The sequence below is a fragment of the Parapedobacter sp. genome, from assembly GCF_035556095.1.
In the GTDB taxonomy this organism is placed as follows: Bacteria; Bacteroidota; Bacteroidia; order Sphingobacteriales; family Sphingobacteriaceae; genus Parapedobacter.
In genome coordinates, this window is sequence record NZ_DATMFT010000032.1 from 141,193 (window position 1) to 158,016 (window position 16,824).

The 16,824-nt window shown below is 51.7% G+C and carries 14 protein-coding genes; 6 read left to right on the forward strand and 8 right to left on the reverse strand.

Features of this window, described 5'->3' with window-relative positions:
* Positions 1-2: 2 nt before the first annotated feature.
* The 3 genes from VNQ80_RS20045 to VNQ80_RS20055 all read right to left on the reverse strand — a co-directional run bounded on the left by VNQ80_RS20045 (position 3) and on the right by VNQ80_RS20055 (position 3,013).
* The gene (locus tag VNQ80_RS20045) at positions 3-1,349 is read right to left on the reverse strand and encodes a family 16 glycoside hydrolase (protein WP_325642063.1); all 1,347 of its coding nucleotides are present in this window, start codon (positions 1,347-1,349) and stop codon (positions 3-5) included.
* A 186-nt stretch (positions 1,350-1,535) separates the two neighbouring features.
* A complete protein-coding gene (locus VNQ80_RS20050) occupies positions 1,536-2,153 on the reverse strand; it encodes a YigZ family protein (protein WP_325642065.1) in 618 nt (205 codons plus the stop codon).
* Complete coding sequence (locus tag VNQ80_RS20055) at positions 2,150-3,013, reverse strand: DMT family transporter (protein ID WP_325642067.1); 864 nt, start codon at positions 3,011-3,013, stop codon at positions 2,150-2,152. Before VNQ80_RS20055 ends, VNQ80_RS20050 begins: the two co-directional genes overlap by 4 nt.
* A gap of 320 nt (positions 3,014-3,333) precedes the next feature.
* Here VNQ80_RS20055 and VNQ80_RS20060 point away from each other — a divergent pair, with 320 nt between their 5' ends.
* The gene (locus tag VNQ80_RS20060) at positions 3,334-5,961 is read left to right on the forward strand and encodes a valine--tRNA ligase (RefSeq protein WP_325642069.1); all 2,628 of its coding nucleotides are present in this window, start codon (positions 3,334-3,336) and stop codon (positions 5,959-5,961) included.
* 33 nt (positions 5,962-5,994) lie between these two features.
* Positions 5,995-7,314 carry a tRNA (N(6)-L-threonylcarbamoyladenosine(37)-C(2))-methylthiotransferase MtaB gene (gene mtaB / locus VNQ80_RS20065; protein ID WP_325642071.1) on the forward strand — a complete coding sequence of 440 codons (1,320 nt, stop codon included), beginning with the start codon at positions 5,995-5,997 and terminating at the stop codon, positions 7,312-7,314.
* Positions 7,315-7,340: 26 nt separating this feature from the next.
* On the opposite strand, the gene VNQ80_RS20070 is transcribed toward mtaB, so the two are convergent.
* Genes VNQ80_RS20070 through VNQ80_RS20080 form a run of 3 tightly spaced genes read right to left on the reverse strand, consistent with a single transcriptional unit; the run spans position 7,341 to position 9,876 of the window.
* Positions 7,341-8,336: an MlaD family protein gene (locus tag VNQ80_RS20070; RefSeq protein WP_325642073.1), complete on the reverse strand. Its 996-nt coding sequence runs from the start codon at positions 8,334-8,336 to the stop codon at positions 7,341-7,343.
* 2 nt (positions 8,337-8,338) lie between these two features.
* Entirely contained in the window at positions 8,339-9,112 is a 774-nt protein-coding gene (locus VNQ80_RS20075) for an ABC transporter ATP-binding protein (protein WP_325642075.1), read from the reverse strand.
* On the reverse strand, positions 9,112-9,876 hold the full coding sequence (locus VNQ80_RS20080; RefSeq protein ID WP_325642077.1) for an ABC transporter permease: 765 nt from the start codon (positions 9,874-9,876) through the stop codon (positions 9,112-9,114). The genes VNQ80_RS20075 and VNQ80_RS20080 overlap by 1 nt, the downstream gene beginning before the upstream one ends.
* A gap of 204 nt (positions 9,877-10,080) precedes the next feature.
* Here VNQ80_RS20080 and VNQ80_RS20085 point away from each other — a divergent pair, with 204 nt between their 5' ends.
* From VNQ80_RS20085 to VNQ80_RS20100, 4 genes are all read left to right on the forward strand, one after another.
* On the forward strand, positions 10,081-11,466 hold the full coding sequence (locus tag VNQ80_RS20085) for a DUF6600 domain-containing protein (RefSeq protein ID WP_325642079.1): 1,386 nt from the start codon (positions 10,081-10,083) through the stop codon (positions 11,464-11,466).
* A gap of 142 nt (positions 11,467-11,608) precedes the next feature.
* Positions 11,609-12,367, forward strand: a complete 759-nt coding sequence (locus tag VNQ80_RS20090) for an SGNH/GDSL hydrolase family protein (RefSeq protein ID WP_325642081.1) — start codon at positions 11,609-11,611, stop codon at positions 12,365-12,367.
* Positions 12,368-12,388: 21 nt separating this feature from the next.
* A complete protein-coding gene (pncB, locus tag VNQ80_RS20095) occupies positions 12,389-13,555 on the forward strand; it encodes a nicotinate phosphoribosyltransferase (protein ID WP_325642083.1) in 1,167 nt (388 codons plus the stop codon).
* A gap of 8 nt (positions 13,556-13,563) precedes the next feature.
* Positions 13,564-14,262, forward strand: coding sequence for a class I SAM-dependent methyltransferase (locus VNQ80_RS20100; protein ID WP_325642085.1), 699 nt, complete (start codon positions 13,564-13,566; stop codon positions 14,260-14,262).
* 160 nt (positions 14,263-14,422) lie between these two features.
* Here the strand turns inward: VNQ80_RS20100 and VNQ80_RS20105 are convergent, their stop codons facing one another.
* The gene (locus tag VNQ80_RS20105) at positions 14,423-15,343 is read right to left on the reverse strand and encodes a DUF1735 domain-containing protein (protein ID WP_325642087.1); all 921 of its coding nucleotides are present in this window, start codon (positions 15,341-15,343) and stop codon (positions 14,423-14,425) included.
* Between the two features lie 27 nt (positions 15,344-15,370).
* Entirely contained in the window at positions 15,371-16,804 is a 1,434-nt protein-coding gene (locus tag VNQ80_RS20110; RefSeq protein ID WP_325642089.1) for a SusD/RagB family nutrient-binding outer membrane lipoprotein, read from the reverse strand.
* Between the last annotated feature and the right edge of the window lie 20 nt (positions 16,805-16,824).

Here is a 16,824-nt window from a genome sequence, read left to right on the forward strand (position 1 = left end):
AGTTAAAAGATAATGGAATAACGGATTGTACCGGTTACCGGCACCAGCAATTCCTTGCCGGTTGATTGATCACGGACAAAAGGTTTAGCCTTGCCGGTCTCTTCTACCTTGAGGTACCAACTATTATCACCAATCAGAAATATGCCCTTCCCTTGTTCCACGATGGCAGGTGCCGCAGCCAAGCGCAGGTAGAGACCATCGGTATTGCCTGTAACCGTTATGGTTCTGGTAAACCCTTCACCGTTGGCCAATGGGCGGATGGCATCCGTTACCTGTTGACCGTATATCGCGTATCGGAACGTAGGGAGATCGTGGGCATCCAAAACATACCCGTTAGGCTTGTAGCCTGTACCTACTGTATCGACGGGCCATGTGTCGCCTGTCATGCCCAGTTTCGCTACAACGAGGCTTGGCGCGCCGAAATGGACAGGGCTTCCCATGACCCTCGACGTACCATTTCCACGGTTGTTCCACATGGGCGTAGCATCCAAGAAGCCGCCCCGCCACACTTGGAACAGGCTGCCTTTATCGAGGTCATACGTATAGTGCACCTGTGCCGGGTGGCCAACAGAAATCGCATGCACCACACGCGGCCCATCGGGGATATCCATAAAGCTTCGGAGTGTGGTGTTTACCTGCGCAGCAACCAGGATCGGGTCAGCACCATTCCGATCCCGCGAATCGGTAAGTTCAGGCAGTTTATTGATCGTGACGTCCTTCAACGCAACGGCACCATGGGATACCGAAAAACGTACAGGTGCCTCCGCCTTTCCGTCGGACCCTTCCGGGGTCCGCAATTGTACGGCCTCATGGATAGTCACACCGTTAAGTTCCGCCCGGAGGAGCTGTGCCGGGGCGGTTTCGCGTCCGTCGCTGTCGAACCGGGGCGCTCTGAACTGGATATGCAGCCGCTGCCAAAGCCCCGGGGCCCGCCCTACCTGTTGTCTTGGCGGATAGCCCGCTGCCCCGCCATTGGTCAGGGCTGTAGCAGTAGTCACGCCACGGCTATCGGCTAATGTAACGGGATAGATACCATGCAAATACAATGTTGCCTCGGCTCCTTCAGCCAAAAGGTAGTTGAACTTAAGTTCAATATCGCCATAAGCTGACGCAGTTATCAAATCTTCCGGACGGCCTTTCCGTTCGGAAGCATGGACTAAAATACCCTCACCCGGCGACGTCATCAGTACCTGCGGTTTGGACAACGGCAGGGTAACGTTACCCACGGACTCCCAGCCTTTGGTAGGCGCTGTAAAAACTTGCGTTTGCGCATTCGCTGTCAAGCACAACAGTAACGTGGCATAAGCAATGAATGCAAATGATTTCGAAAAATACTTCAATAAAATCATGAATTGGTTCGTTTTTGTAACTAGTATCTTAAAATTTGGTCGCTAAGATAAATTTTAATCTGCTATTCCCATAAAACGGTTTAGTTTTTTCATTCGAATAACTGTTTTTAATTGGCAATGAAGCTTGTATGAATTATTCGTATCCTTTTGTGATGGCAATTCATGCAGGTTTCATCTGTGTATAATTTAATCCGTTCCGACGAAATCAACGGCAATCCCTTCCACCTTCTCCAGTCGTCCCAACACTTTCCCCACCTGCGTTTGCCGGATTTCCAGTTCCAACGCGCAGCGGTTATCGAAATCTTGCTTCCGAATCGTTAGGTCTTCCTCCTTCGCGATACGCATCACCTCGTTGAGGTGCTCATATAACACAGTGATGCGATACACGTCATTGACGGTCAGCTCTACAATCGATGCAGCCGACAACGCTTCCTGCGCCGCACGCTTATAGGCGCTGATGAGGCCCGGAACACCAAGCAGCGTGCCACCGAAATAGCGAACTACTACCAACAGGATGTTGGTAACATCGGCCGAAAGTAAACTATTGAGAATTGGGCGGCCGGCGGTACCCGATGGCTCGCCATCGTCGTTGATACGAAACACCGATCGGTCGGGCGTCAGTCTGTACGCCCAGCAGTGGTGACGGGCTTTCGGATGCTGCGCTTTCAGTGCGCCCACCAGTTCCTTTACCGCCGCCTCATCCCGCAGCGGATACGCATAGGCGATAAACTTGCTTCCGCGGTCTTTGAACTGCCCCTCGGCGGGTACAGCAATGGTTTTATAGGTGTCTTCAAATAAACTCACAGATAAGCAATTATCAGTACCGATATCACGGCCAGAATTATCCCGATTTTATTAACATGCGATAGTTTTTCGCGGAATAAATATATCCCCACGAGGGCACCCAGCGCAATCACACCTACGTTCATGCCCGTGAAGACGATAGACGGATTATCCGGTAGCGCCCGGTGGGCTTTCATGTAAAAAAGAATGTTGGCAAAATTGAAGCCCCCCAACACCACCCCCCAAAAGATGGCGTGCACGGAAAATCGCTTACGCGATACGGTGAGGTGATACACCAGGAAGGCAAATGCGACCACCATGGCCAGGCAGAAGACCACGAGCATAGACGTGGTATAAGGCACCCCGATATGTTGAGCCACCTGCTTAAACAGGATATCGATGATGCCGTACCCGAAAAACACGATAAGCGGAAAAAGCCAATTACGGCGGTTATGTCCATACTGGTTCTTCCCTTGGTGCCACCCGATGCTGCACAGGATCCCCACAACACCCACGGCGACGCCAGCCAGCTTACTAGCCTCGGCGGTCTCATTGAACAGCCAAAAGGCAGCAATAAGCGCGATGAACAGCGACAATCGTTGGGCGACCTCGGTGCGTACGATGCCCGCGTAACGTATAGAGGCACTGAGTGCGAAGAAAATGCCCGGCAAAAGCACCGCTAGTGCCCCATATAACAGCCACGGAGAACGGCCGAAATAAACGGGCGACCATTCCGGCCGCAGGAAAAGCCATGCACAGCATACGGCTACTGGGTAGTTCCACACCACGATCTGTGTCGTATCCACAGCATAACGTCGTGCCAATTTGAGGATCACGGATACCGTGACACTACAGAAGACGCTGAATAATACATTTACCATAGGGTTGACCTGACGCCGGGCTAAGTTAGCAATACTTCCGGTATAACCACGGCATAATTGCTATATACTATCCACTAGTATTATATCCGTTTTTTAGTTGGAGTTAACTCGTAGTTTATTCGGTATTTTCCGAATAAACCCCGGATATACTCCGAATAAACCCCGAGTAAAACCCGAATATTCAGTAGATCAGGAATAACTCGATATTAACTATAAGGTAAATACCATCTGCTTAGCGCACCAATTTGGATTTGCTTTAACACGTATCTTTCCCTAATTTTGCGGCCCTAAAACAGGCGCTTTAATTCGCAGACAATCCCATGCAGATATCCAAGACATATAGCCCCAAGGAAGCCGAAGAAAAGTGGTATTCCTTTTGGAAGGAAAACGGGTTTTTCCGGTCGGTGCCCGATGAGCGGGAACCTTATACCATTGTGATGCCGCCACCCAATGTGACGGGCGTGCTCCACATGGGGCACATGCTCAATAACACCATCCAAGATGTACTCATCCGCCGCGCGCGCATGCAGGGCAAAAATGCATGCTGGGTGCCGGGCACGGATCACGCGTCCATCGCGACTGAAGCCAAGGTAGTATCGATGCTTAAAGATCGAGGTATCAGCAAGAAGGACCTTACACGCGAACAATTCCTTGACTACGCATGGGAATGGAAAGAGAAGTACGGTGGCATCATCCTGAAGCAGCTGGAGAAGTTGGGCGCGTCGTGCGATTGGGACCGTACGCGGTTTACCATGGATCCCGACCTCTCCGATGCGGTGATCGATACGTTTATCCGGCTGTACCGCGAAGGGTACATCTACCGTGGGGTGCGGATGGTCAACTGGGATCCGCAGGGTCGCACGGCCGTATCGGATGAAGAGGTCATCCGTCGTGAGGTCAACCAAACGCTCTACTATGTACGGTACGCGGTTAAAGGTGAGCCGGGCGATACGCCCTCTTACCTTACCATTGCCACCACCCGGCCGGAGACCATCATGGCTGACACCGCCGTATGCATCAACCCGAACGACGAACGATGGGCTCACCTGAAGGGGAAGACAGCTATCGTACCGCTCGTAAACCGAGAAATCCCCATCATCGAGGATGAATATGTCGACGTGGCTTTCGGCACGGGCTGCCTGAAGGTAACGCCGGCGCACGACCTGAACGATTACGAACTGGGGCAAAAACATAACCTCGAAGTCATCGATATCCTGAATGACGACGGCACGCTAAACGACAAAGCCGAGATTTTAGTGGGCGAAGACCGATTCACCGCACGCAAGGCCATCGCCAAACTGCTCGACGAAGCGGGTTTGTTGGAGAAAACGGAGCCCTATACCTCACAGGTCGGTTTCTCCGAACGTACCGACGCGGCCATTGAGCCCAAACTTTCCATGCAATGGTTCTGCCGGATGCAGGAACTCGCAAAACCCGCACTCGATTACGTGCTTCATGGCGAGGTGAAGCTCATCCCCGACAAGTTCATCAATACCTATCGCCACTGGATGGAAAACATCAAGGACTGGACCATCAGTAGGCAGCTGTGGTGGGGTCAGCGCATACCGGCATGGTATAATGCCGATGGCGAATGGGTGGTTGCTAAAACGGAAGCGGATGCGATGGCGGAGTTTGCCGCCGAAGGCAAGACGGCCAAAGGCATCCGGCAGGAAGACGATGTGCTGGACACCTGGTTCTCATCGGGCTTATGGCCCATGTCTGTATTCGACGGCACACGGCATCCCGATAATGAAGACATCCGCTATTACTATCCCACCAACGATCTGGTTACCGCTCCTGAAATCTTGTTTTTCTGGGTAGCCCGCATGATCATCTTCGGCCACGAATTCCGTAGCACCCCGCCTTTCAGAAACGTATATCTCACCGGTATCGTACGCGATAAACTGGGCCGTAAGATGTCCAAATCGCTCGGCAACTCGCCAGACCCTATCGAACTGATGGAACAGTACGGCGCCGACGGTGTGCGGGTAGGCATGCTCCTCTCCTCGCCCGCCGGCAATGACTTGATGTTTGACGTGGCCTATTGCGAGCAGGGGCGTAATTTCGCCAACAAGATCTGGAATGCCTTCCGGCTCGTGAAAGGCTGGGAAGTGAGTAACGCGGAGGCGTCATCCGCTCAACGTGAAGCAGCCGTATGGTTCGGCCATCGCTTCAATCAGGCGCTGGCTGAAATCGAAGGCCACTTTGCCAGCTACCGGATTTCCGATGCGCTGATGGCTACCTACAAGCTGGTGTGGGATGATTTCTGCTCTTGGTACCTCGAACTGGCAAAACCGGCCTACCAGCAACCCATTGCACGAGAGGCTTTTGACGCCACCGTACGCGCTTTTGAATCGGTACTGAAACTCATCCATCCGTTCATGCCGTTCATCAGTGAAGAGCTGTGGCACGATGAGCTATTCGGCCAACGCGAGGCTGGCGACTGTTGTATCGTAGCCGAATACCCCGAAGGTGACTCATACGACAGTAAGGTGCTGGCCGACTTCGCCGTCATCCAACAGGCGGTATCCGAGATACGCAACCTCCGTAACGCCAAGCAGCTATCGCCGAAGACCACGCTACCATTAGCCATCCATGCCACTTCCGACGTGGATTACGCACGCTATACCGAGGCGCTGGAAAAAATGGCCAACGTGTCTGATATCCGATTCGTTACCGAGAAACCGGCAGGCGCAACGAGTTTCCTCGTGGGCAAGGACGAATGTTACGTGGATATCGCCCAACAGATCGATGTCGAGGCCGAAAAGGAACGGATTGCCAAAGAAATCGAATACCTCAACGGCTTCCTGAAATCGGTCGACGCCAAGTTAGCTAACGAGCGGTTCGTGCAAAACGCAAAACCAGAAATCGTGGCTAACGAACGGAACAAAAAGGCCGACGCCGAGGCGAAACTCCACCTGTTGATGGAGAATTTGGCTAGCCTTTAGATTTCTACGGTTTTCTCTGTACCTTTGCCGATTATGAGCAAGCGAGTTGCATTTTATACCCTGGGATGTAAGCTGAATTTTTCGGAGACGTCGGCCATCGGCCGTATCTTCCAAGATGCAGGGTACACACCTACACCGTTCCATAATCCAGCGGATATCTACGTCATCAACACCTGCTCGGTGACGGAAAATGCCGACCGGAAATGCCGCAAGGTGGTGCGTGAAGCGTTAAGCCACTCACCCAACGCCTACGTCGTGGTCGTGGGTTGCTATGCGCAATTGAAACCTCAGGAAATTACCGAAATACCGGGTGTGGACATGGTACTCGGAGCAGCAGAGAAGTTCAATATCATCTCACATATCAATGATTTAACAAAGTCATCTAAACCGATAATCCATAATGTGCCCATCGCCGAAACCAATGTATTCGTACCGGCGTTTTCCATGGGCGACCGTACACGCACGTTCCTGAAGGTACAGGACGGCTGCGACTATTCATGTACCTTCTGCACCATTCCGCTGGCACGCGGTGCGAGCCGCAGCGGCACCATCGCAGACATTGTGAAGCAGGCGGAGGAAATCGGCGCATCGGACATTAAGGAAATCGTACTGACTGGCGTTAATATTGGCGACTTTGGTATCCGTGGCAACGAGCGCCACGACCGATTTATCGACTTGGTGAAGGCGCTGGACGAAGTGGAATCGGTGTCGCGCTTCCGGATATCATCCATCGAACCCAATCTGCTCACCGACGAAATCATCGCTTTCGTTGCGCAATCCAAGCGGTTCGTTCCCCACTTCCATATTCCGTTACAGTCCGGTTCAAACAAAATCCTCGGTTTGATGCGTAGACGTTATAAGCGGGAACTATATGCGGACCGCGTGGCACGCATCAAGGAATTGATGCCCGACTGCTGCATCGGGGTAGACGTGATTGTGGGCTTTCCCGGCGAGACTCGCGAAGACTTTCTGGAAACCTACCAGTTCCTTAACGAACTGAACATCTCCTACCTACACGTATTTACCTATTCGGAGCGCGAAAACACGATCGCCGCACAGATGGAAGGTTCCGTACCGGGTGCGCAGCGTGGCGACCGCAGCAAGATGCTGCATATCCTCTCCGAAAAGAAGAGGCGTGCGTTTTACCAGACGCAGCTGGGCCGAGATGGCGATGTGCTGTTTGAGAGTGACATCAAGGACGGATATATGCACGGATTCAGCCGGAATTATGTGAAAGTACGTACACCATACGATCCGATACTGGTGAATGAAACCGTTACCGTGAAGTTTACCGGCATCTCCAATCAGGGCGAAATGGATGTCGAGGAATTGCCGGAAGTGTTAGCACACTAAATAACCTGCTGAATAAATCTTGGTATTTACTGCCTGCCAGTAGCTAGTGAATCTTTCTTTGCTTGTTTCGCCTGCTTCCTGAAAAAGCCGCGGAACAGGAAATTGTGCTGCAGGGCTTCCATATTCTGATCCAATTTTTCAGTGCTTGTTTCGAGATTGATTAGGGTCTGTTTGATATTTTCAGCCGCGTTGGGATCGTTAAGCAGTACGCCAATGGCATTGTCCTTATCGTCTAATTTACCGGCCGTTTGGTTGAGATTGGTTACCAAGGCCGACGCAGTTTGGGTAATACCCTGTAACTCGGCAACAGCACCGCGCAGGTTTCCATAAACCACGGTGTCCGTGAGCAGATCGTTGATCAGCGTCCCTTCGGCGTTCAATTTATCCGTCAGCTGGTTTAAGGCACGGGAGGCCCGGGCCGTATTCGAGGCCGTCTGGTCGAGGTTGGCAATCATCTGCCTGATGTGTACCGCCATCAGAGAATCTGCCAAAACGGCTCCTACGGCACCTTCGCCCCGTGCAATTCGTTCACTTACTTCACTGAAATTCTTGGTGATGATTGCTAAATTCTGATTATTCAGCTGTAGGGTCGACAGCATCGCATCCAACCCACCTTCCTCGGCACTTTGCAGCACATCACCGTTTTCGATGGCCGGCGCACTGCTGCTGCCTCCCTCGATGACGATCAGCTTATTGCCGATAAAACTCTCCGAGCCGATTTTGGCTACAGCATCCTTTCGGATGTATTCATGCGATTTCTCTTCAATGGCCATCACAATCTCCACCTGTTCGAGGTTTCTAAAGGTGATGCTTTTTATCGTCCCGATTTTCACACCAGAAAACCATACGTTATTGCCTGCTTTTAGACCGCTCACGTCATTGAATACGGTAGATACCTGGACATTCTTCGAAAAGCGGTTCTGCTGGCCGCCGAGCACCAGGATGCCCGCCACGAGTATAATGATCCCGATCAGCACAAACAATCCGACGATGACCGAACGTTTATTTTCGTTAGCACTCATAATTACTTGATAAAATTATAGTCATAAAACGGCTTTACGCGGCCGTCGTCTGTGTCAAAAATCTGGTCAAAGCTTCCTTCGCGTTCAAACCGTCCATCCAGCAGCATCACAATGCGGTCGCCCACGCTTTTCGCGCAGGCCAAATCGTGGGTGATGATAATCGATGAGGTCTTATACTTCTCCTGCACGTCATTGATGAGCCCATTGATCTCAATGCAGGTAATCGGGTCCAGGCCGGCGGTCGGCTCGTCGTACAACATGATCTCGGGCCGCAGGATCAACGTTCGGGCTATCCCAATACGCTTGCGCTGCCCGCCCGACAGCTCCGACGGCATTTGGTTCAGCGTAGGCAGCAATCCTACCGCATCCAGCACATCCTCCACTTCGTGGTTGATTTCCTTGCGCGACAAGTGGCGTTTATTGCGCACCAAAGGGAACTCCAGGTTTTCGCGAACGGTCATGCTATCGTACAAGGCGCTGTTCTGAAAGGAAAAGCCGATTTTCAACCGCAATTGCTGAAGTTCCTTTTCATCAAGCTCATCCACATGTTCCTCAAGCACTTCAATGGTACCCGTATCGGGTTTAAGTAATCCCGATATCAGCTTGATTAACACGGACTTACCTGTTCCTGACCGTCCCAACACCACCAGGTTCTCACCTTTAAACAATTCGAGGTTCACACCGCGCAACACATCCAGATCGCCGAATGATTTACTCACGTTCTGTACGGTGATTACCCGTGTATCATAATCGATATGTCCGCCCGTCTTTAACATTATGCACGCATGGCTTGTATAATCTGTACGATAAGAATCTCTTCAATGAATACCAGAAACATCGACATGACCACGGCCCAGTTGGCCGCACGCCCTACTCCCTCGGTTCCTTTAGACGAATGGTAGCCCTGGTAGCAGCCCACGATACCGATAGTAAAGCCAAACACGATAGCTTTCAACACCAGTGAAAACACATCGAGGAACGTTACTGCATCGAATACCTGATCGAAATATACCTGGAAGCTGGTATTTTCTACCTGATTAACGCTGAGAAAAGCACCCAGCAGGCCCACAGCTGCCGTATAGAACGATAATATGGGAATACCGATGGTGGTGGCCAATACTCGGCTTACCACAAGGAATTTGAATGGATTGGTGCCCGATACTTCCATAGCATCAATCTGCTCGGTCACCTTCATGGAGCCCAGTTCGGCACCGATTTGCGAACCTACCTTGCCCGAGGCAATCAGCGCGGTAACGAGCGGCGCGAGCGCACGGATGATCGCGATAGATATCAATGCCGGCAACCAAGACGTGGCACCGAATTCAGCCAATGACGGACGTGACTGGTTGGTGAACACGATACCCGTAATAAAGCCCGTAAGTGAAATAAGGGGCAATGATTTCCAGCCGATCTCGTAACACTGCCGGACGATTTCCTTGAACTCATACGGGGGGCGAAACACCTCCCTGAAGAAACGCATCACAAACCGATGGATATTGGCTAACTCAACGAGTGTACGAAGTATCTTCTTTTTTACCATCCGCAGATTTTCGCAGTTAAGGCGGCAAATTTAGCTAAAAAAGCCATCATTTCCCCTATATTAACGTACATTTCGGGAAATTGTTCTATCGCATCACATGGGGCATTCGGGGGTGGCATCAGATGGCCGATTAAACCATCAGCCCCTCGGCACAGTCATACTACCAGAACAAACAAGATGGTTGCACCTTTAAATCGACAGGTCATGAAAACGATGAAGAAGACCGGACTTACGCTACTTACAGCAATCGCCTTTATGGCGATTGTGGCAACAAATGCCGTAAAAGCACAGCCCGGCATGCGTGTTTCGTTCCAATTATTCTACGACGAACTAGCACCTTACGGAGAGTGGATCAACGATCCTGAATATGGATATATATGGCTTCCGAACGCGGAACAAGGCTTCCAGCCCTACGCCACTAATGGCCATTGGGTGATGACCAACTACGGGAACACCTGGGTATCTGACTATGCTTGGGGATGGGCGCCATTCCATTATGGCCGCTGGACGTATACCGACTATTACGGTTGGGCCTGGGTACCGGGTTACGAGTGGGGGCCGGCTTGGGTAAGCTGGCGGAGCGGCGGCGGTTACTACGGCTGGGCACCGTTGGGTCCGCGCATGAGCATCAACGTACATATCGGCATTCCCCACCATCACTGGGTGTTTGTGCCGCAACGGTATATCGCCAGCCCACGGCTGTATAGTTACTATGCGCCGTACCGCAACCAAGTGCGGATATATAACCGCACCACGATCATCAACAACACGTACGTATACAACAACCGTACGTACGTAAGCGGTCCGCGCCGGAGCGAGGTTGAACGGGCTACAGGCAGCCGGGTGGCGGTGCGTGAAATTAGCCGCGCGTCGCGCCCCGGAAAAGCATCGGTAGACAACCGTTCGGTAAGCCTTTACCGGCCGGAAGTAGATCGCAACAGCCGGACTTCGGCGCGCCCCGCACGCGTAGCCGATGCGACAGCAGTACGCACCGCGGGCCGGGAAGCCAATGAGCGGACTGTTACTGCCCGGGCAACTGATAACCGGAGTACGCCAACTGCAACCCGCGGGGCAGCGACGCCGACGACCAATAGCCGCAATGTACGGTCGGCCAGTGGCAGCAATACGGAAGCTACCCGTACAAACAGCACACGTGAAGCAGTGCGCACGAACAGCACTAACCGTACCCGTGAAACAGCTACGCCGGCGGCTCGTACACGTACAACTGCTCCGAGAACGAATTCCGTGCGCAGCGCGGAAAGTACCTCCAGCAGTACCAGGAATCAGGCTACCACGCCATCGTCTAGAAACCGGTCGACAACCAACGTACAACAACGGGCTACCAAGCCTACGGTGAGCCAAAGCAGCCGGACATCTACGCAGGCACAGCGAGCAACGCCGGTACGAAACAGCAGTACGAACACATCCGCGCAAAGGACCAGCCGCCCGAGCAGCGCTACTACGGTGAAAAGCCAGTCATCTTCGCGGCCGAAGGTTTCGACAAGCAGCCGTTCGCAAAGCAGCCGAAGCAGCGCTACGCCCAGTAAAACTGCGGAACGGAAAAGCTCCTCTGGAAGGGGTCGTGGATAACCGGTTGTCCGACTAATGAGGGAAACCTGATCGCTTAATAGGAATCAAAGAAACGGTAGCCCGTCTCGCTTAAAACGAGATGGGCTATTTTTATCCGGCTGAAAATCCCTACCTTTGAAACTGTCAGAACCAAAAAGTAACCATGGACAACAGTAGAAGAAAATTTTTAGGAACCTCATTGGCGGGCGCAGCGCTAGCCATCAGCCTCCCCGAAATCGTAAAAGCTGCCACCACATCAGCTGCCGCATCAGCACCAAAAATCCGGATAGCGGAAAACGATGTCATTTTATTTCAGGGTGATTCCATTACGGACGCCGGTAGGGATAAAGAAAACAAAGCGCCCAACAACAGCCGTGCACTAGGCAACGGTTACGCTTTTCTGGCGGCGGCCAACCTGCTACACGCACATGCTGCAAAACAGCCCACGGTTTACAATAAAGGCATCAGCGGCAACAAGGTGCACCAACTGGATGCACGTTGGCAGGAAGATTGCATTGTACTTAAACCCAACATCCTGAGCATTCTCATTGGCGTCAACGACTACTGGCACACGTTATCGGGCAACTATGATGGCACCATCCAGGTTTACCGCGACGATTATCGGAAATTGCTCGACCGCACGCTGAACGCACTTCCCAACGTAAAACTCATCATCGGCGAGCCGTTTGCCGTAAATAACGTGAAAGCTGTTACGGATGCGTGGTTCCCGGCGTTCGACGAATACCGCCATGCCGCCCGGGAAATAGCCAATGAATACCGTGCCGTGTTTATTCCCTACCAACGGATATTCGATGAGGCAGCAAAGAAAGCGGCACCTTCTTACTGGACCGGCGATGGTGTGCATACCTCGCTGGCGGGTGCCCAGTTGATGGCAGAAGCTTGGCTGCAGGCGGTGAAATAATTAACAATTAACAATTGACAATTGACAATTAACTCCATACTGGACAACGATTTCTATAAATTCACCATGCAGCATGCGGTGATCAAGCTGTTCCCAAAGGCACGGGCAAGGTATCAATTCATCAATCGGGGTAAGCATGTATTTCCTCCTGGATTTGCATCGGCGTTACAAGATGCCATTGCTGATTTGGCAAAGTTGGAGTTAACGGAACCCGAGAAAAGCTACTTTGCTACCACATGCCCGTATATTGATCCCACCTATTTCGATTTCTTACAAGGATACCGTTATGACCCGACGGAGGTACGGATCGAGCAGCGTGGCGGCGAGCTCACCATCGCTATTGAGGGATATTGGTACCGGACGATCTTGTGGGAAGTGCCGATTATGTCGTTGATATGCGAGCTTTATTACCGACTGACCGGTCAGGTACGGCAACCAGACGACGAGGTAGTGGCCACAGCAGGGCAGAAAATCGAGCGGTACGGACAATTGGGCGTCACCATTGCGGAGTTCGGCACCCGCAGGCGTCACTCTTACGCGGTGCATCGGCTGGTAGTTCAGACCCTCCGGGCGGCGGGCAAAGGAACGTTTATCGGTACAAGCAACGTGCACATGGCCATGCTTAACCAAACGAAGCCCATCGGTACGCATGCGCACGAATGGTTCATGTTCCATGCCGCCAAATACGGGTTCAAGATGGCGAACCTCCTGGGCCTGGAACACTGGTCGGAAGTGTACCGCGGCGACCTCGGCATTGCCCTATCCGACACCTATACTACCGATGTGTTCTTTACGCAGTTCGACAAAAAACTGTCCAAGCTGTTCGACGGCGTACGTCACGATAGTGGTGACCCGCTAGCGTTTGCCGACAAGACCATTGCGCACTACACGCAGCATGGCATCGACCCTCGGTCGAAAACCATTATTTTTTCCGATGGACTGGATGCGGAAAAGGTGACACGTATCGCTGCGTATTGCCGTGACCGCATTGGGATTTCATTCGGCATCGGCACCAATTTCACCAACGACGTGGGTTTACCACCGATGAATATCGTGATCAAAATGACGGAGGCCTATCCTGAGGAAGCACACTGGACGCCTGTCATCAAGCTTTCCGATGAACCGGGCAAGCATACGGGCGATGACAGAATGATTGCCCTTGCGAAACAAATCCTTGACATTCCTTAATATAAACTATGCTTGATGTGCTGGGCTATGCCCTCCATGACTACTTACAAGGACATCGCGGCGATCAGCTGCTCACGCACACGAGCTTCGGCGGCGTAGAAGAAATGCCCGTGGAGGAATTTTTCAGGCAACCGATTGATTTTCCTGAGCTTGAACATATCGCGTTGTCACTATGCGATGGGCGCGTACTCGACATTGGAGCGGGTGCGGGCAGCCATGCGTTGTTCCTGCAGAAACGTGGCATGGACGTCACCGCATTGGAACGCTCGCCATTGGCCTGTGAAGTGATGCGCGCTCGCGGCGTTGAGCGGGTGATAACAGCCAACGTTTTCGAGTATGGCGGTGGGCGCTATGACACGCTCTTATTCCTGATGAACGGTATTGGAGTGGCCGGCACCATCGTTGGATTGGAAAAACTGCTCACCCATTGCAACACCTTATTAAACGACGGGGGTCAGCTCCTATTCGACTCGTCGGATGTCGCTTACCTCTACACGGATGGATCCGTGGAGCGACCACTCGGCTACTACGGTGAAATCCGGTATCAATATGCCTACAGGGGCTCGCGCAGCGCGCCATTTGACTGGCTGTTCATCGACCAAGACACCCTCATCAGCATCGCGCAGCCGCTGGGCTGGGTGGTGCAGATTTTGTATGAAGACGGGTACGACCAATACCTCGTGCGCATGGAACGACGTATCGACTGAACCGCCCGACAGATGACAATTTTGCTTATATTCCAAATAAAAAAGGGGCTGGGAGCCCCTTTTTTAGCGATAGAATTGTTTTGGATTTCACAAACACATGATACAAGCGGAACAATTCTGGGAAACCGCTTGGTTTACTGAAGAAACAAACTATTACCGACTATCTTTCTTCTGAAAAAGTCCACGTTTCCGATACCGTCCACCTACCCGAGGTCCATTGGACTTCAATCGACCGGTCGCCAGGGTTAAACTGACCGCTCACGTCGGTAAACTGACGGGAAGGGTTAAATGGATCGGTAATCGAAACCAATTCGTTGCTTTCGGGATCGAACGTAAACGATAGGCCAACGCCTGTGTTTGCCGCTCCTCCAGTCTCTATGCTAACAACAACGTAGAAATCGAAATCGTAATCTAAATCGTAAACATTGGCTGTCGTCGGAGACGAGGTCGTCAATGAGAACGAGCGCGGGTAATCCCCTTGATATAGTCCATTTGCGTCGACACAAGTTCCATCGACTTCATATATGCCATCATACACATTTTTAGCACTAACAATGGTGAAAATGGTATCTTTTAGATGACTGGCAGGGAAGCCGCCTGATTCCGTGATGATATACGCGACGGCGTACTTCTTCTCTAGATCAAACTTGCTTCCATCAAGGGCAATCGTGTAAATCTGTTCGAACTCTCCGGGTTTGAAGTCAACGTTAAACCCACTACCTATCGAAGAAAAAGCAGGGTTTGCCACGGTATAAATATCGGCGGGCATAAATTCATAGGTCTCGTCGTTATCTTCGTTGTAGGCTTCGATCACCTCCGGAGCAGCTTTTATCGAAACGGTCGTTGCTGTCTTTAATGTCGAACTGGCATGCGCATTCTTGGTAATCTTAAATACGTCGATGTTTCTGACATCGGTAAAGGGCGTTAGATAGACAATACTCTCGGGTCCTTCCGCGAAAGAAACAAACGTAGTTCCGGCATCGCCCATCGGCTCTCCATCAAAGGAATCCTTAACGCATCCGGCGAGCAAAGGTATCACCGCAATGACTGCAAGAAAATAGCTATATTTAAATGTTTTCATCTGTTTATTTTTTAGTTTTTAACACATCTATTGATCCCACCAAATCCTGGAATCCTGCGAATCACCACCATTTAAACGTTCCACAGCTGGCTCAACCCCTGCTTTATTTGTGGAATACTCACTGGTATGATAAACGTAGCGCCTAGGGATTTGACCGCCTTCGTTGGTCGCCGCCGGTGCTGGCGTCAACGCTGGGTAGCCTGTCTTACGCCAGATGTTCCATCCTTGCAAACCGTCAGGATAATGTGCAATGTACCGTTGGGTAGCTATCTTAGACAAGTTAGCACCGGATCCCGCAGCGGCAGACAGGTTAACCGAACCTTGGCTGAAATAAGACGCTGGTGCCGAAAGCCCCCATTGCTCGAACGAAAGTTCAATCCCTTGGCGGTACAAGGTTGTCAAATTTTCAGACGTCCACCCATAGTCTGCTGCTTCGGCTCTCGCGAGTGTCACCTGCGCAGCACTTAAGACAACCACCTCTCCTGTTTGGGTACGCTTGTCGCCCCGAAGCACCCGTGCCCAGGTAGGGTTGGCTGCTGTAAACGCCTCTGCGTCTGCCCGCGCAAGCCCATAGGGTACACCGATGTTGGAAGTGGCTGTTGCATTTGGATCGGAAGCGATTTCCGATGCGCCCCCAAAAACCGCTTGTCGCCCATCTGACAATGACGCCATTAAATCTGTCATGGTTTTACTTTCGGCGAAATCCTTCCGACCATTGTATAGACCCCACCAAGCACTTGGAAAGTTCCCTCCTGGGTATCTTAGTTTCACATTGTCGGCATTATCACTGATGTAACCGGCCGGATCGTTCAACGCAGCTGTGAACTGTGTGGCTGCGTAGTCGCCCGCACTCGGATAACGCTTGGACAATTGCAACGCCATCATCATCCGTAGGGAATTGGCGAATTGCTTCCAGGCAGCGATGTCGCCGCCATTGATGATGTCTCCGGTTATGGCACTACCGTCAAACGCGTTTACCGCTTCTGACAGTGTCTGAATCATCCCTTTGTAAATCTCTTCCTGCGTATCGTATTTTGGAGTTACGCCTTGTAGCGCTTCGCTATACGGCACATCGCCCCAACGGTCGGTCACCGTCCAGAAGATATACTGCTGCAGTATCTTAGCAATCGTACTCATGTTATTGCTCTGCTCCAGATTAATAATGTTCTGCAAGTCGAACAACACGCCCGAATATTCGCCGGAAAAGTTCAGCTGTGGAATTTGATACAATGACACGTCTGTATATTGCGTTTCCGAGAAGTATTGTGAATATAAACCGCCGCGCGTTTGGGAAGCGTACCCCCCAACACTCACACTCGAATTGGTAAGCAACGCTCCGATGATGGGCTCAGTAGTGGCTCCCGGATTATCGTTTGTATCACCGAAATCCGAAAGCTTCTCGCAGCCTGCTCCCACGCATAGTGCGAGACAAGCGAATGTATATATGAATTTCTTCTTCATGACTTTTACAATTGGTTGTG

Bases quoted from the DNA above. Each gene is read 5' to 3' on its own strand.
- VNQ80_RS20045 (WP_325642063.1), bottom strand. From the start codon at position 1,349: ATGATTTTATTGAAGTATTTTTCGAAATCATTTGCATTCATTGCTTAT.
- VNQ80_RS20055 (WP_325642067.1), bottom strand. From the start codon at position 3,013: ATGGTAAATGTATTATTCAGCGTCTTCTGTAGTGTCACGGTATCCGTG.
- VNQ80_RS20060 (WP_325642069.1), top strand. From the start codon at position 3,334: ATGCAGATATCCAAGACATATAGCCCCAAGGAAGCCGAAGAAAAGTGG.
- mtaB (WP_325642071.1), top strand. From the start codon at position 5,995: ATGAGCAAGCGAGTTGCATTTTATACCCTGGGATGTAAGCTGAATTTT.
- VNQ80_RS20070 (WP_325642073.1), bottom strand. From the start codon at position 8,336: ATGAGTGCTAACGAAAATAAACGTTCGGTCATCGTCGGATTGTTTGTG.
- VNQ80_RS20075 (WP_325642075.1), bottom strand. From the start codon at position 9,112: ATGTTAAAGACGGGCGGACATATCGATTATGATACACGGGTAATCACC.
- VNQ80_RS20080 (WP_325642077.1), bottom strand. From the start codon at position 9,876: ATGGTAAAAAAGAAGATACTTCGTACACTCGTTGAGTTAGCCAATATC.
- VNQ80_RS20085 (WP_325642079.1), top strand. From the start codon at position 10,081: ATGAAAACGATGAAGAAGACCGGACTTACGCTACTTACAGCAATCGCC.
- VNQ80_RS20090 (WP_325642081.1), top strand. From the start codon at position 11,609: ATGGACAACAGTAGAAGAAAATTTTTAGGAACCTCATTGGCGGGCGCA.
- VNQ80_RS20100 (WP_325642085.1), top strand. From the start codon at position 13,564: ATGCTTGATGTGCTGGGCTATGCCCTCCATGACTACTTACAAGGACAT.
- VNQ80_RS20105 (WP_325642087.1), bottom strand. From the start codon at position 15,343: ATGAAAACATTTAAATATAGCTATTTTCTTGCAGTCATTGCGGTGATA.
- VNQ80_RS20110 (WP_325642089.1), bottom strand. From the start codon at position 16,804: ATGAAGAAGAAATTCATATATACATTCGCTTGTCTCGCACTATGCGTG.